A 16,337-nucleotide genomic window follows, 5' to 3' on the forward strand; every position below is an offset into this window, starting at 1 on the left:
ATAGAAAATCATTTCACTAAAAACAAATGATGTGTAAAAGAATTTGGGAGATGAAAATAAGAAAGCTCCCTTTCAATTTCTTGAAAGGGAGCGTAGCACTCTTATGAATTCTCTTCTTTTTGAAGAGCCCAAAATACATACTACATAGTTCGACAATGAAAGTCAAGATCGTTTTGCTGATATAAAATCAGTCTTTGCGATCCTCTTCCTCATCATCATAATCTTCCTCATCTTCTTCAATCATCTCATCTTCAATCTCAAGCTCGTCGTCATCTTCTTCATCGATATCTTCGTCTTCAAAGCTGTCTGCGTCAAGGTCAATATCTTCTTCCATTTCATCGAGATCGATGTCATCTTCATCAACTTCCTCGAATTCATCAAGGTCGAGATCTTCCTCAACGGCTTTTTTCGCTTTTTTCTTTTTCGCTTTTACAGTCGGCTGTGTTTCTTCGTCCAGCTGATCGTACGGATACCAGCTGCGGAGCCCCCATGTCTGATCTGACAGAGCAATAAAGCGGCCGTCAATGTTGAGGTCTGTATAAAATTGGGCGATACGGTCGCCCAGTTCCTCTTTCGTAACACCGAGCAAGGAGATCATTTCATTCAGCAGCTCCTGGAACGGAACCGGTTTTTTATGTTCTGAGAAAATTTCGTGAGCGATTTCAACTAAAGCCATCTGCTTCAGCTGTTCCTGAGAATATTGTTTGATACCCAAGGTCGGACACTCCCTTTCTATTACTTATATGTATCTGTTTCTATCCTATAATAAGAACGAATTTGTATTGTTTTGTTCATAAACCATACCTCTCATTATAAACAAATTAAAACAGAATATGCTACCCTAAACAGCGTAATTTAAGAAATTTTAGAGCCTTCCCTTCATAAATCGGCTGATGTGCGAAAACAAAGCCGCCGGCATATGCGCCGGCGGCCCGCTTCTTTCTATAAAGACTCTTGTTTTCCGGCGCCGAATACAGACATGGCGAGCAATTCACTGACATCATAAGTGCCGATCGCGTCTTCGGCTTCTTTCGCTTTCGTCCCGTCACCGAGCATGGTCAGACAGTAAGGACATCCGGAGCTGATGACCGTCGGACTGACAGAAAGCGCCTGCTCAGTCCGGGCCGTGTTGATCCTCGCTCCCGTTTCTTCTTCCATCCACATGAGCCCTCCCCCGGCGCCGCAGCACATCCCGTTTTCGCGGCTGCGCTCCATTTCCTTCAATTGAACGCCCGGAATGGCTTTTAAGATCGCTCTCGGCGGCTCATACACTTCGTTGTATCTTCCTAAATAGCACGAGTCATGGAAGGTAATCGTTTCATTGACCGGGTGAAGCGGTTTTAGTTTCCCCTGTGACACAAGCTCGGCTAATAATTCAGTATGATGATAGACTTCGGCCCGGAATCCGAAATCAGGGTATTCATTTTTGAACATATTATAGGCGTGCGGATCAATTGTGACGATTTTTTTGATTCCGTGTTTTTCAAATTCGCCGATGTTGTGTTCCGCCAGCTCTTGGAACAGAAACTCGTTGCCCAAACGGCGCGGCGTATCGCCTGAGTTTTTTTCCTTATTGCCGAGAATCGCAAAGGATACGCCCGCTTCATTGAGCAGCTTTGCAAATGAAACGGCAATCTTTTGGCTCCTGTTGTCGTAGGAACCCATTGAGCCGACCCAAAACAAATAGTCGAACTCTTTGTCTTGTTTTTTCATTTCTTTCACTGTCGGAATCTCTGTATCAGCCTGCTCCCGCCAGTTCTCCCGCTCTTTCCGGTTTAAGCCCCACGGGTTTCCCTGTCTTTCAATGCTTGTCATGGCCCGCTGCGCGTCGCTGTCCATCTTCCCTTCCGTAAGCACAAGATAGCGGCGCAGATCGATAATTTTATCAACGTGTTCATTCATGACCGGACATTGATCTTCACAGTTGCGGCAAGTGGTGCACGCCCAAATCTCCTCTTCCGTGATGACCTCGCCGATTAAGCTCGGGTTGTAATCAATGGCTGCCGCCGCTTCACGCGATCCTCCCCCTGAGGAAGCCGCGGCGAGCTGATTCGCCTTCGTGTGCTGAAAAACGGGCGCGGGCACCCACGGAGATTTTGATGTCACGGCAGCGCCTTTTTCCGTCAAATGGTCTCTGAGCTTTAAAATGAGGTCCATCGGCGAGAGCATCTTGCCCGTACCGGAGGCCGGACACATATTTGTACAGCGGCCGCATTCGACGCAGGCGTAAAGGTCGACAAGCTGAGAGCGGCGGAAGTCTTCAATCTTTCCGACGCCGTAGCTTTCTTTCGTCTCATCGGTAAAATCGATTTTTTCCAGCTTTCCTTTTGAATCCAGCCTGCTGAGGAACACATTCGCCGGACCCGCAATTAAGTGCGCATGCTTTGATTGCGGCACGTACACTAAAAAGCTGAGCAAAAACAACAGATGAAGCCACCATGAAACATAAAATACGGCGGCGGCCGCCGGCGCTGAAAGACCCTCGAGCACAAACGCAATGGAGGATGCGATCGGTTCCGTCCAAGACAGAGAATGATCGTGCCATAAAAGGTTCATGGCGTTCCCGAGAAGCACCGTCACCATCAGTCCGCCGATAAACAGCAGGACAAGCCCCGCTTTAAACCCGCGTTTCAGTCTGACGAGCTTTTCAATGTAGCGCCGGTAAAACGCCCAGACTACGGCGATTAAAATCAGAAACGTGACGATTTCCTGAAAAAAGGTAAACGCCGGATAAAGCGGGCCGAACGGCAGATGCCGGTCAGGAAGCAGCCCTTTCAGAATAAAATCAATTGCGCCGAACTGAACGAGTATAAAACCGTAAAAAAACAGAACGTGGATGATTCCGCTCTTTTTATCTTTCAGCAATTTTTTCTGTCCGAACACATTCACCCATATCTTATGAAGACGTTCTTTCAGGCGTTTATCAAATTCTTCCCTTTGGCCGAGCTTAATATAAGCGATCCTCGTTCTGATCAGGTAAATGAATAAATAAACGGCGTAAGCGTTTACAGCTGAAAACAGCAGCGCGTTTACCATGAGAAATGCGTTCATCTTGTCTCCCCCTTTGTTCTAATTCCCCTCTTCATTGTCATATCTTTACTTTATCATAAATAATGAATGAGTGTTCAGTCAATAATTAAATTCACATTCTCAGGGCACACTACGGATACTTCGGAAAGGAGCGTCGGTATGAAGGTCATTTTTGTGTTGCTTGTCATTTTTATCATATTGATCGCACTTATGCTGTTTGATATGCTGCTTGGCCGGGCGGCGTACAAAAAACAGGCGTATGAGCCCGTTTTTGACCCGAAAAAGAGTAATATCACACTCATTCACTGCGGCAGCGAGCTTGTGCAGCAGATGACGGCTGATATCCGCCAAGCCGTCTCTTCTATTCATATGATGTTTTTTATTATGAAGAACGACCAAGTCAGCCATGAGATGTTTGATTTATTGAAAGAAAAGGCCCGGGCCGGCGTCTCCGTATATCTGCTGCTCGATTGGGCGGGCAGCCGCCAAGTGAAAAAGCCTTCCATTCAAACGATGAAAAAAGCCGGCGTTCACGTTCATTTTCTAAATAAACCGGCATTTCCGTTTCTTTTTTTCAGGCTGCAAAAACGGAATCACCGGAAAGTGACCGTCATTGACGGCAAAATCGGCTATGTCGGCGGCTTTAATATCGCTGAAGAGTACCTCGGCAAAAAAGCGAAGTTCGGAAACTGGGAGGATTATCACCTGCGGATGACCGGCGAAGGCACGGCGGATCTTCAGACTCTTTTTGTAAGCGACCTGAAACGAAATACCGGAAAAACACCCGAATCACCCGGGGTTTATCCGGCATTATCCGAAGGGGATATCTCTCATAGGACATATGCATCTGACGGTTTTTCGCTTGAATCGCATTATGAAAACTGCATCCGTAAGGCGGAGAAAAAAATCATCATCGGCACGCCTTATTATGTACCGAGCAAAAAGCTTCAGGAAGCGCTTATTTCAGCCTGCCGAAAAGGCGTCAAAGTCATCTTGATCGTTCCGATGAAATCAGATCACCCGCTCGTTCGGGAAACAGCTTTTGCCTATTATCCCGAGCTTCTGAAGGCCGGCTGCCTCATCTATCGGTATTATCAAGGCTTTTATCATGTTAAAGCCTTCATTATAGATGACCGCATCAGCATTATCGGCACGCCGAATTTTGATAAACGGAGCCTGTTCTGGAATGAAGAGGTGAATGTCATCATTCATGATGAAGCCTTTACAAAGGAAGTGCTTTCAACCATAAAGCAGGACATCGAAAAATCCGAGCTTCTCACATTAGAAAAAGTGAAACAGCGCTCCGTCAGACAGCTTCCTGCAGAATGGCTGGGAAAGGCCATATCTTACTTTTTATAAAGGAGAAACCATATGCTGTTCAGATTCGGATTCGTCGCAAACGCCATGTGCCTTTGGGACGCGTCCCCCGCCAAAACCTTAACATATGCGCGCTATACCAAGCTTTCCCGCAGTGAGCGGAAAGACGCCCTGCTTTCTGTGACGAAAGCAAATCTTACCAATACGCTGCGCACCCTCCACTATGCGGTCGGCCACGGCATCCCTTTGTACAGGTTCTCAAGCTCAATTGTGCCGCTCGCCACGCACCCGGATGTACTGTGGGATTTTGTCACGCCGTTTCGCCAGGAGTTTCGTGAGATCGGCGGGCTGGTCAGAAAATATGACCTCAGAACGAGCTTTCATCCGAACCAATTCACGCTTTTTACAAGCCCGAAACGGGAGATTACCGCAAATGCGGTCAAGGATATGGCCTATCATTATGACATGCTGGACGCAATGGGCATCGCGGACCGTTCCGTCATCAACATCCATGTCGGAGGTGCTTACGGTGACAAACAAAGCGCGCTTGGCCGTTTCCGCGTGAATCTGAAAGAACTTCCCGATGTCATCAAACAGCGGATGACTTTAGAAAACGATGATAAAACATATACGTCCGAGGAAACACTCAGTGTATGTGAGCAAGAAGGCATTCCGTTTGTGTTTGATTATCACCATTTTTACGCCAATCCGGCCGATGACGCTGATTTAGATGACATTCTTCCGCGGATGATCAAAACATGGCAGCGGATCGGCTTAAAGCCGAAGGTCCATCTCTCCTCGCCAAAATCAGAATCAGCCGTACGCAGTCATGCGGACTATGTGGATGCGAATTTTATTCTGCCGGTGCTGGAGCGGTTCAGACAATGGGATGCGGACATCGATTTTATGATTGAGGCGAAAGAGAAAGACCGGGCGCTGCTCCGGCTCGTCGAAGAATTAAGCGCCATCCGCGGAGTTAAACGCCTGGCGGGCGGAGTGCTGAGGTGGAAGGTATAACCAGGTTTATCACCCGTTCATATGGGGAATTTCCGAAATAACAGACCATCAGACGGAGGAGAAAACACATGAAAAACATTACATCTTTGAAAATAGCCGCTAAGAAGTTCACTTTAAGAAACATGCTTCAGCTATATCAGCTTTGCCACACGGGAGGCCACGAGCTGTATATCTACTCTAAAAAAACAATGTGCAAAATCAAAGATATCATTGAGCTGGAAACGTTCAGAATGGCTCATAAAGAACAAGAATATTTAATTGTAGTGGAAGGAAAGAAAGCGGTGCAGCTTGTTGACCGTTTCAAACATATCATCGAACCTGCGCAAAAAGAAGCCCATTAAATACGGACTACATAAAAAAGGATAGACAGGAGGCTGCCCGGCCCCCGCTCGTCTATCCTTTTTCCATTATTCATGTATCAGCTCGCCGAATTGGGCCTGATGGAGTCTCTGGTACATGCCGCCGGATGCCAGCAGTTCCTTATGATGACCTTGTTCAGCGATGCCTTCTTTCGTGACGACGACGATCCTGTCCGCATCCTTAATCGTAGCCAGCCGATGGGCGATCACAAGCGTTGTGCGTCCTTCAGACAGCTCTTGCAGCGATTTTTGAATGGCGGCTTCCGTTTCTGTATCGAGGGCTGATGTAGCCTCGTCTAAAATTAAGATCGACGGGTTTTTCAAAAACATTCTGGCGATGGAAAGCCGTTGCTTCTGCCCGCCTGACAGCTTCACGCCGCGCTCGCCGATCACCGTGTTTAAACCGTCGGGATACCCGTTTACCAAATCCTCTAAATGTGCCTGGCGGACGGCCTGCCGGATTTCTTCCTCAGACGCATCGAGCCGCCCGTAAGCAATGTTTTCCCGCAATGTGCCGGAAAACAGAAAGACATCCTGCTGGACGACGCCGATTTGTCCGCGCAATGATGACAGCGTCATGTCCTTAATATCGATACCGTCGATGGAAATCACGCCTTCAGACGGCTCATAAAAGCGCGGCAGCAGACTTGTCAGCGTTGATTTCCCCGCTCCCGAAGGCCCGACGAATGCGACTGTCTCCCCGGCATGAATGGACAAATTGATTCCCGACAGAACCGGGCTGTTTTCTTCGTAACCGAATGACACACCATCATAACGGATATTCCCTTTTAAACCGGACACATGTCTCGCGTTCGGGGCGTCCTTGATATCAGGCTCCGTTTCCATTATTTCTATAAAGCTTTTAAAACCGGCTATGCCTCTCGGATACAGCTCAATAATCGCGTTGATTTTATCAATCGGACGGAACAGAACGTTCGTCAGCAGCACAAAAGCGACGAATTCCCCGTAAGATAACGATCCGCGGATCACGAACCATGTCCCGCACAACAGGACGAACAGCGTGACGAATCTTGTCAGCATGTAACTGATCGAGCCGTTTTTCGCCATGATTTTATATGACGTCAGCTTTGTTTTGCGGAAACGCTGATTGTTCACGTCAAACCGCTGCTTTTCAAACGCTTCATTGCTGAAAGCCTGAACAAGACGAATGCCGCCGATATTGTTTTCGACCCTCGCGCTGAAGTCTCCGACGTCTTTGTTCAGTTTTGTAAACGCAGAGGTCATTTTTTTATTAAAATACAAAGCAAGCCAAATGACGACCGGCATAATGATAAAGGTCAACAGCGCGAGCTGCCAGTTAATGAACAGCATCACACCGAACGCGCCCAAAATCGTCATGACCGCGATAAACAGGTCTTCAGGCCCGTGGTGGGCGGTTTCTCCGATATACATCAAATCATTGGTGAGCTTGGACATTAAACTGCCCGTTTTGTTGTTATCGTAAAATTTGAACGAAAGCTTTTGCAGATGGTCAAAAAGCTTTTTCCGCATATCGGTTTCAATGTTAATGCCGAGCATATGGCCCCAATACGTCACAACATACTGAAGCGCCGAGCTGAGGGCGTAGACTCCGAATAAAGCAGCGGAAGTCAAAATAATCAGATGCCAATCCCGCCCCGGGAGCAATGTATCGATAAAGTAATTAACAATCAGAGGAAAACTCAGCTCCATCAATCCGCCAGCGATGGCAGAAAAGAAGTCGAGAAAAAACAGCTTTTTGTACGGTTTATAATAAGAAAAAAATTGTCGCAGCACGATTCCGTCCTCCTTGTGCCTCGTTCCTAATGATAATATTTCTCAATTATACTATACACAAGGAGTTTTAAAAGCGTTTTTTATAAAACGCCGGAAAATAACCGCGCGAAGGATTCCTTCGTTCTTTCCCATAATGTGCGCTTATAGAAACGGACGGGGCTGATTTTCTCAGACTCTCTCATATCCTCCAGATAATGCGCTTCAAGATCTTTGATCGCCTTTTGATCTGTAAAAAAGACATTGACCTCAAAGTTCAGCTGAAAGCTTCTCATGTCCATGTTCGCCGTCCCGACAGAGGCGAGGTTTCCGTCAGTGATGAGCACCTTTTGATGCATAAAGCCTTTTTGATAGGAATAGACTTCGATTCCTTCGCGAAGTAGCTCGGGGAAATACGATCTCGTCGCGTACTGGGTTAAAAACCCGTCATTGGTTTCCGGCACCATGACACGCACCCGGACGCCTCTGGCAGCAGCCTCCTTTAGCGCTGTACGGATCGGCTCATTCGGCACGAAATAAGGCGTCGCGATCCATACAGATGATTCGGCCGCCGCTATCATGGCATAATACAGATCGCTCATCCGTTCCTTCATATCGGGGCCCGTCGGAACGACTTGATAGACGCCGCCGCTTTCTGCAGGGACCGGGCGGCTGTATGCTTTCTGATCAATCAGCACCTCATCCGAAACGTATTCCCAATCAAGCATAAAAATGCTGTGGAGCGTCTGAACGATTTCTCCTTCGACTTTCATATGGGTGTCCCGCCAAAAACCGACACTTTGGTCTTTGCCGATATACTCCTTGCCGACATTCAGCCCGCCGACAAAACCGGTTTTCCCGTCAACGATGACGATCTTGCGGTGATTTCTGAAATTGAATTTTTGGTTGAAAAAACCGTATTTCAGCGGCAGAAACGGGACGATGTTCACGCCCGCGCGTTTCAGTTTTTTAATGTCTTTTCCGGCCAGCTTCAGGCTGCCGGCCGCGTCGAACAAAAACCGCACTTCAACACCTTGACGCGCTTTTTCCATCATAATCTCCATCATCTTGTGCCCGAGCATGTCTGATTTGAACATGTAATACTCAATATGTATAAATGATGCTGCCGACCGGAGCGCTTCAAACAGCTCCGGAAATGTTTCGTCCCCGTTTTTGAGCACCTTCAGCCTGCTTTTTGTATTGATATTCATATGAGACGCCTTGATTGAATATTGAAAGAAACGCTTCTGATTTCCTTTCAGCCCGGACAGATCGGGAGTCTGTTCCATATCAAATATCGTTCTCAGCTTTTCCCGGTTGTATGTCCGTTTCGACCTGAACAGCTTGCCTTTTTCATAAAGCTGGCCGGAAAAAAGGTAAAATAAGTACCCGGCGATCGGAAAAAACACAAGAATATGAATCCATAACAGCGTGTGCTGCGAGGTGCGGTTTTCAAGAATTAACGAATAGATGCTGAACAAAATAATGCTTGCATAGCAAAGCAACCCTCCGTAAAACTCAAGCCTGGAAACCGGAAAAAACCATATGACATATGCTCCGATAAGCATCATATATAAAAAGCAAAATTCCAGTCTCCTTTTCAGCATCCCGACTCTCTCCCATCTGATCCGATAACTCTGTATACCCTCTGTCTTCCGGCCTGTAAACATATGAAAAAGCCTCTCCGCACGAGCCGGAAAGGCTTATGATGACACTTCCTGTGACTGGCCGGGTGTGATGTTCTGAAGCAATGCCGGATTGAGCGAGCAGCTGCCTTTGATTTTATTTTTGAAGATGCCGATGATCAGACCGGTGACCGCAATCGACACTAAGGAGAAGAGCCCTTTCAGCAATCCGACGGAGAAAATGCCGGCCAGCACGACGCCAAAATCGAAGAGGAAATTAACGGCACCCGGATTCCATCCGCAGCGCTTTTGCAGAAATAAAGCGAGGATATTGGCGCCGCCGAGCGATGCCTGATGATAAAACATGAGCGACAGGCCGAACCCGATCAGCGCCCCGCCGCAAACCGCCCCGGCAAGCGGTGAAACAGAGACCGGCGGCAGCCAGTGATCCGCGCCGGTAAACAGAGTCAGCACTGTGACTGCAAAAACGGTGGATAGAGTGAATTTGATTCCCATTCTGATGAGAGAAAATATATAAAACGGGATATTGATCAGAAAGAAGATAATCGCAAACGAGGAATGAAACAAGTACGACAGGCTTAGTGACAGTCCCGCTGTGCCGCCGGTTAATACATGAGAATGTCTGAGTGTCAGGACGCCGGCGCTTGTCATCAGACAGGCGGCTAAAATGAGGAAAATCCGCTTCATTCTTCACTCTCCTTTTGTTGATATTATTTCCACATAAAACATAACAGGAATCACCGCCGCCCAGCCATTACCTTGGCAGAAAATATCTTATGTTTTTATTTTTTCACCATAAAAAATCCCCCTCTTGCAGGGGGATTTTTACGTGCGTTTCCGATAGACAACATAGCTGCGGGTCAAATACTTGAGGGGCAGGCTGAACACGTGAACCAATCTTGTAAACGGCCAGAGGATAAAAACGACGTACCCTATGATGATATGAAACTTAAACCATAGCGGGACACTCTCCATCAAAGAAGCGTCAGGCCGGAACAAAACAATTTCCCTGAACCACGGCCCGACTGTTGCCCTGTAATCAAATCCTTTCGAGTCAATGTTGAGAAACGTGGCCGCAACGCCCGACAGCATCATGAACAGCAGCAGAATAAGCGTCAGGATATCCGATGGCGAGCTGGTTTTGCGGATTCTTTTGTCAAACAGCCTTCTGTATGTCAGGATCACTAGTCCGGCACAAGCCGCGATCCCCGCCGGCAGGCCTGCGCCGATCGCCATTTTGTGATACGTATGCTCTGAAATGCCAAGTGCAGTATACACGCCTTCCGGGATCAGAATTCCCATGACATGTCCGCCGACAACGAACAGCAGTCCCCAGTGAAAAAGTGTGCTGCCCGCCGCAAGTTTTTTCTTTTCTAACAGCTCGCTTGATTTCGCCGTCCAGCCAAACTGGTCATGCTGATAGCGGTAAATATGCCCGCCGATAAAGATCGTCAATACCATGTACGGCATAATCCCCCACAGGATCTGCCCGCTCATGCCTGAACAGCCCCTTCTTCAGTGCTTTCACGTACACCGATGCTTTCCAGCGCGGCCTGCAGCACGTGCAGCAGCTCAGCATAGAGGCTGTCATTTTTTTCGAGGCGGGAAGCCAGCTCCCTCACATTGGACAGGTATTTCTCAAACACGCTTCTCGCCGCTTCAATTTCTGCGACCGCGGCGAATTCCAGCATAAGCGGCAGATAATCAGGCAGCTCTTTCTCTGTCGGCAGGAAACCGGATTGCTGGTAGGTGTTTTTTAAATGCAGCAGTTCAATTCCGCGCTCCCTTTGCTCGCCTGAGTTAAAGTAGGTGACGTACATATTCGTTTTTTTCCCGAAGTCGAACGTATACACATAGTGTTCAATCAGCGCTTGCGGAGAAAAGCCGGCTGCCGCCTCTAAAAAGTGCAGCAGTTTCTCACGGATTTGCTGATTGGTGACGTCATGGATAAGAGCCTTCCAATCGGGAAGCCCGGCTCTCCACTCTTCATCCGGATAAGAGAGAAGAATGGAAAGAGCGGAGAATGTGATTTGCCGGTCTGTGGTGTTCATCTTGTTTCACCTCATTTATCAAAAGTTAGAAACAAGAGCCGGGGCCGCCTGAAAATGACAAACCGCAGCTTCCTTGTTCAGCGTATAAATCAGACACTTCTTCTCGATGGCTGCTCGGGATCACAAAGCGGTCATCATATTTGGCGATCGCCAGCAGCCGATACATGTCTTCAATTTGCTGTTCTGTTAAACCGACACCGGAGATCAGTGCCGCGTCGATGGATTTATTCGTCTGGACCGCCCTCATATACTGACGCATGACGGACATTTTCTTTAACGTTGACCGAATATGATCCGTATCACCGGCCGTTAATAACTGGGCCAAATAGTCAATCGGAATTCTCATTTGGTCGATAGCCGGGAAAATATCTTCCGCCGTTTGCCGGCTGCCTTTTCCTTCAAAGAGATTCATAATCGGGCTGAGCGGCGGAATGTACCAAACCATCGGCAGCGTACGGTACTCAGGGTGAAGCGGAAGCGCAATCTTCCAATCGATGATCATTTTATAGATCGGCGATTGCTGCGCGGCCTCTATCCATTCAGCCGGGATGCCTTGTTCTTTTGCCAATTTGGCAATCTCAGGATCATTCGGATCAAGAAAAATGTCCAGTTGGGAATGGTAGAGATCCTTTTCATTTTCAACGGAGGCCGCTTCCTCCACTTTATCCGCGTCGTACAGCATGACGCCGAGATAGCGGATTCTGCCCACACACGTTTCGGAGCAGATGGTCGGCAGCCCCGCCTCCAAGCGCGGAAAGCAGAGTGTGCATTTTTCCGCTTTGTTCGTCTGCCAGTTAAAATAGACTTTTTTATAAGGACAGGATGAGACGCAATATCTCCATGAACGGCACGCGTTTTGATCAACGAGTACGATGCCGTCTTCCTCACGTTTGTACATGGCGCCGGACGGGCAGGATGACACGCATGCCGGATTGATGCAGTGCTCACAAATACGGGGCAGATACATCATAAAGACCTCATCGAATTCTGTTTTGATCGATTCCTCCATTTTTTGAACGTTTGGATCTTCAAGCCCTGTAATATGGCCGCCCGCGAGATCATCCTCCCAGTTCGGGCCCCATTCGATATTCATAAAATCACCCGTCAAGGACGATTTCGGCCGCGCCACCGGCTGGTGCTTTTTCTGCGGACTGTTTGTTAATGTTTCATAATCATAGTTCCAAGGTTCATAGTAATCATCAATCGTCGGCTGATTCGGATTATAGAAAAGGCCTGCAAGCCGGTTTGTTTTCGGGCCTGATTTCAATTCAAGCTTTCCTTTTTTCAACGTCCAGCCGCCTTTATATTTGTCCTGGTCCTCCCATTGCTTCGGGTAGCCGATGCCGGGCTTTGTTTCTACATTATTAAAATACATATATTCCGCACCGGAACGATTTGTCCACGTGTTTTTGCAGGTGACACTGCACGTGTGGCAGCCGATGCATTTATCCAAGTTCATGACCATCCCGATCTGCGCTTTAATCTTCAAGCCAATCGACCTCCTTCAGCTTGCGGATGACGACATTCAGATCGCGCTGATTCCCCGTCGGACCGTAATAGTTAAAGCCGTAACTGAGCTGTGCGTAGCCCCCGATCATCTGGGTCGGCTTGACGTGAATCCTTGTCGGGCTGTTATGGGTGCCTCCGCGGTTATTCGTCAGTTTTGTGCCGGGCACGTTGATGTGGCGGTCCTGGGCATGGTGCATAAACGCCATTCCTTTAGGAATCCGGTGAGACAAAACCGCTCTCGCCACGACAACGCCGTTTCGGTTGAAGCATTCAATCCAATCGTTGTCTTTGATATCCGTGTCCTCTGCGTCATCTTTATTCATCCACACGGTTGGTCCGCCGCGGAACAGCGTCAGCATTGGCAGAGAATCAAAATACATGCTGTGGACAGACCATTTATTATGCGGCGTCAAATAATTGAGGACGATTTCTTTTCCCTCTTGATCAGGCCGCTTGCTTAGAAACGGGCGATGCTGGAGGATCGGTTTGAATGTCGACATCGTTTCACCGAATTCCATCATCAGTTCATGATCGACATAATAGGATTGTCTGCCGGTCAGTGTCCGCCACGGGATTAATTTTTCCACATTCGTCGTAAACGGCGAGTACCTGCGCCCTCCTTTTTCTGAGCCGGTAAAGGCCGGAGACGTGATGACCGTTTTCGGCTGGGCTGTAATTTGCTCGAACGTAAAGCATTCTTCCTCGCGTTCTTCCGCCAGGTCTTTCAGCTTCAGGTTTGTGATGTTTTCAAGCGATTCCCATGCTTTCACGGCGACCTTTCCATTCGACGTGGATGACAGGGTTAAAATCGCTTCTGCCGCCTGCTTTGCTTCACTTATATTCGGGCATCCTTTGGCAACGCCGTCTGAATCGGTTTCTCCAAGTCTCTTTTTGAGTGATTCATATTCATCGGCGATAGACCAGCTCATCCCTTTTGTTCCGCTCGGTTTTAAAGCCGTATGAGGGCCGAGCGCGGTCATTTTATGAAAAATGTGTTTGTAATCCCGTTCAACGACATGGATGTTCGGCATCGTTTTTCCCGGAATGGCTTCACATTCGCCCTTGCTCCAGTCATTGATTTTTCCGAACGGCTGGGCCAATTCCTGCATCGTGTCGTGGAGGAGCGGCGTCGCGACTACCTCTTTCACCGGCTCCATCTCGACTTCTTCCGCCAGGTCGGAAACGGCTTTTGACAGCGCCTTAAAAATATCCCAGTCTGACCTCGATTCCCACGGCGCCGAGATCGCCGGAGCAAAAGGATGAATGAACGGGTGCATATCCGTGCTGCTGAGATCGTGTTTTTCATACCATGTCGCCGCCGGCAGCACGATATCGGAATACAGCGCCGTACCGGCCATTCGAAAGTCGAGATTGATTAACAAGTCGAGCTTGCCTTCCGGCGCCTGTTCCCGCCATTTGATTTCTTCAGGGCGGATGCTGTCGCTGTCGTCATTCATCAGACCGTTTGTCGTCCCCAGCAGATGCTTGAGAAAATATTCATGCCCTTTTCCTGAGCTTGAGATCAGATTTGCCCGCCAGACGAAGAGATTCCTTGGGAAATTCACTTCATTGTCCGGGTCTTCAATCGCGAATTTCAATTTTTTCTCTTGAAGCCGTGAGGCCACGTACGCACCTACGTCTTCAGGTGTCGCCGCCCCCGCTTTTTCAGCTTCTTTGTACAGGTCAATGCCGTTTTGATTGAATGTCGGGTAAGACGGAAGCCACCCTAATCGGGCCGCCAGCACATTGTAATCGGCGTGATGCTTGTAGCGGGATGAAGAAGCGACCGGTGAAGCCAAGTCACTGATCGGCTGGTCTTCGTAACGCCACTGGTCTGTCGCAAAGTAGAAAAATGAGGTGCCGTTTTGCAGTTTAGACACGCCTTCCCAGTCCTTTGCGGTTGCGATCGTCTGCCACCCTTCAGCAGGACGGAGCTTTTCCTGACCGACATAATGAGCCCAGCCTCCGCCGTTTACGCCTTGGGCGCCTACCAATAAAACAAGATTTAACACCGCGCGGTAAATCGTGTCGGAGTTGAACCAGTGGTTGATTCCCGCCCCTACGATAATCATCGATCTGCCGTCTGTATCGATCGCATTTTGAGCAAACTCCCTGGCAATCTGTATAACGGCTTCTCTTTTAATTCCCGTGATCTGTTCCTGCCAGGCAGGTGTGAACGGATGGGGATCATCATAGGATGCGGCTGATTGTCCGCCGATGCCCCGGTTCACGCCGTAGTTTGCCAATATCAAGTCAAACACGGTCGTGACGTACGTCTCTTCACCATTCAGATCCAATTTTTTAATAGGAAGATTCCGCTCAAGCACTTTGTTTCCGTCATTTGAAAAATACGGAATGCACACCGAGCCGATTTCGTCCTCTATTCCGAGCACGGTGAGACGGGGCTCGATCTGTTCCCCGGTGTCTTCGTCGATCATGTGCAGATTCCATTTCTGCTGCCCGTCCCAGCGGGAGCCCATTGTTCCTTGCGGTATGGCAAACGCACCTGTCTGTTCATTCCAGACCGCCGGCTTCCACTGATCATGCTTTGTCTGCCGCCCGATGTCTTTCGCATGCAAAAACCGCCCCGCTGTGTATACGCCATTTTCTTTTGATAAGGTGACGAGAAATGGAAAATCAGTGTATTGCTTCGCGTACTCAATAAAACGTTCCGTCTCTTGATTCACGTAAAATTCCTGCAGAATGACGTGACCCATCGCCATCGCAAGCGCCCCGTCAGTCCCTTGGCGGATACTGAGCCAGTCATCCGCGAACTTTGAGGACTCCGCAAAATCGGGACTGATTGAAATGACCTTGGCGCCTTTATAGCGGGCTTCCGCCAGAAAATGCGCATCAGGCGTTCTCGTTAACGGAACGTTGGAGCCCCATGTGATGATATAGCCTGAATTGTACCAATCACTGCTTTCCGGAACGTCCGTCTGGTCGCCCCAAATTTGCGGGGATGCCGGCGGGAGATCCGCATACCAGTCATAAAAACTGAGCATTGGGCCGCCGATTAAAGACATGAATCGCGAACCTGATGCGTGGCTGATCATGGACATCGCCGGGATCGGAGAAAAACCGACATTCCGGTCAGGCCCGTATTTCATCACTGTATACAGCAGAGAGGCTGAAATCAGCTTCAGCACTTCCGGCCATTCCGCGCGGACAAAGCCGCCTTTCCCTCTTGCCTGTTTATAGGACTTCGCTTTTTCAGGGTTTTCAACGATCGATTTCCAGGCATCCAGCGGATTTTGATGCGTCTGCAACGCTTCCCGCCACAAATTGATCAGCACACCTCGCACATATGGATATTTCACACGGAGCGGGCTGTAGATGTACCAAGAAAAACTGGCCCCCCGCGGACAGCCTCTCGGTTCGAAATCAGGCATATCCGGGCCTGTTGATGGATAATTCAAGTTTTGTCCTTCCCACGTGACAATTCCGTTTTTCACATAAATATTCCAGCTGCAAGAACCCGTGCAGTTGACGCCGTGGGTGGAGCGAACGACTTTGTCGTACTGCCATCTGTTTCTGTATACATTCTCCCAATCACGATCTTCGCTTGTCGTTTGGCTATGATGATTTGAATGATGTTCGATAGGAGAAAAATAGTTTAATCTCCTGAGCAACGGACTCATTTTCTTTTTCTTCAT

The 16,337-nt window shown here is 48.6% G+C and carries 12 protein-coding genes; 3 read left to right on the forward strand and 9 right to left on the reverse strand.

From position 1 onward, the window contains the following. Positions 1-187: 187 nt before the first annotated feature. Together rpoE and ACWJJ5_RS03090 are read right to left on the reverse strand one after the other, a co-directional pair. A complete protein-coding gene (rpoE, locus tag ACWJJ5_RS03085) occupies positions 188-715 on the reverse strand; it encodes a DNA-directed RNA polymerase subunit delta (protein WP_146275710.1) in 528 nt (175 codons plus the stop codon). Positions 716-942: 227 nt separating this feature from the next. Next, on the reverse strand, positions 943-3,051 hold the full coding sequence (locus tag ACWJJ5_RS03090; protein WP_454022177.1) for a heterodisulfide reductase-related iron-sulfur binding cluster: 2,109 nt from the start codon (positions 3,049-3,051) through the stop codon (positions 943-945). Between the two features lie 138 nt (positions 3,052-3,189). Between ACWJJ5_RS03090 and cls (ACWJJ5_RS03095) the strand changes: the two genes are divergently transcribed. The 3 genes from cls (ACWJJ5_RS03095) to ACWJJ5_RS03105 all read left to right on the forward strand — a co-directional run bounded on the left by cls (ACWJJ5_RS03095) (position 3,190) and on the right by ACWJJ5_RS03105 (position 5,705). Then, positions 3,190-4,389 (forward strand): cardiolipin synthase, encoded by a 1,200-nt coding sequence (gene cls, locus ACWJJ5_RS03095; protein WP_454022178.1) that lies wholly within the window; start codon positions 3,190-3,192, stop codon positions 4,387-4,389. Between the two features lie 12 nt (positions 4,390-4,401). Then, a complete protein-coding gene (gene uvsE, locus ACWJJ5_RS03100; protein WP_232213082.1) occupies positions 4,402-5,364 on the forward strand; it encodes a UV DNA damage repair endonuclease UvsE in 963 nt (320 codons plus the stop codon). Between the two features lie 68 nt (positions 5,365-5,432). After that, positions 5,433-5,705, forward strand: coding sequence for a hypothetical protein (locus ACWJJ5_RS03105; RefSeq protein WP_003151087.1), 273 nt, complete (start codon positions 5,433-5,435; stop codon positions 5,703-5,705). Between the two features lie 66 nt (positions 5,706-5,771). On the opposite strand, the gene ACWJJ5_RS03110 is transcribed toward ACWJJ5_RS03105, so the two are convergent. From ACWJJ5_RS03110 to ACWJJ5_RS03140, 7 genes are all read right to left on the reverse strand, one after another. After that, on the reverse strand, positions 5,772-7,499 hold the full coding sequence (locus ACWJJ5_RS03110; RefSeq protein WP_327967460.1) for an ABC transporter ATP-binding protein: 1,728 nt from the start codon (positions 7,497-7,499) through the stop codon (positions 5,772-5,774). 80 nt (positions 7,500-7,579) lie between these two features. Further along, entirely contained in the window at positions 7,580-9,082 is a 1,503-nt protein-coding gene (cls, locus tag ACWJJ5_RS03115; protein ID WP_025853596.1) for a cardiolipin synthase, read from the reverse strand. A 96-nt stretch (positions 9,083-9,178) separates the two neighbouring features. Next, entirely contained in the window at positions 9,179-9,808 is a 630-nt protein-coding gene (locus tag ACWJJ5_RS03120; RefSeq protein WP_017418720.1) for a YitT family protein, read from the reverse strand. 138 nt (positions 9,809-9,946) lie between these two features. Continuing rightward, positions 9,947-10,618 (reverse strand): respiratory nitrate reductase subunit gamma, encoded by a 672-nt coding sequence (narI, locus tag ACWJJ5_RS03125; RefSeq protein ID WP_024085917.1) that lies wholly within the window; start codon positions 10,616-10,618, stop codon positions 9,947-9,949. Further along, entirely contained in the window at positions 10,615-11,172 is a 558-nt protein-coding gene (gene narJ / locus ACWJJ5_RS03130; protein ID WP_044052817.1) for a nitrate reductase molybdenum cofactor assembly chaperone, read from the reverse strand. The genes narI and narJ overlap by 4 nt, the downstream gene beginning before the upstream one ends. A 25-nt stretch (positions 11,173-11,197) precedes the next feature. Further along, positions 11,198-12,661: a nitrate reductase subunit beta gene (narH, locus tag ACWJJ5_RS03135; RefSeq protein WP_176283586.1), complete on the reverse strand. Its 1,464-nt coding sequence runs from the start codon at positions 12,659-12,661 to the stop codon at positions 11,198-11,200. Next, positions 12,651-16,337, reverse strand: a complete 3,687-nt coding sequence (locus ACWJJ5_RS03140; RefSeq protein ID WP_454022179.1) for a nitrate reductase subunit alpha — start codon at positions 16,335-16,337, stop codon at positions 12,651-12,653. Before ACWJJ5_RS03140 ends, narH begins: the two co-directional genes overlap by 11 nt.

Source organism: Bacillus sp. JK74, from assembly GCF_053663395.1.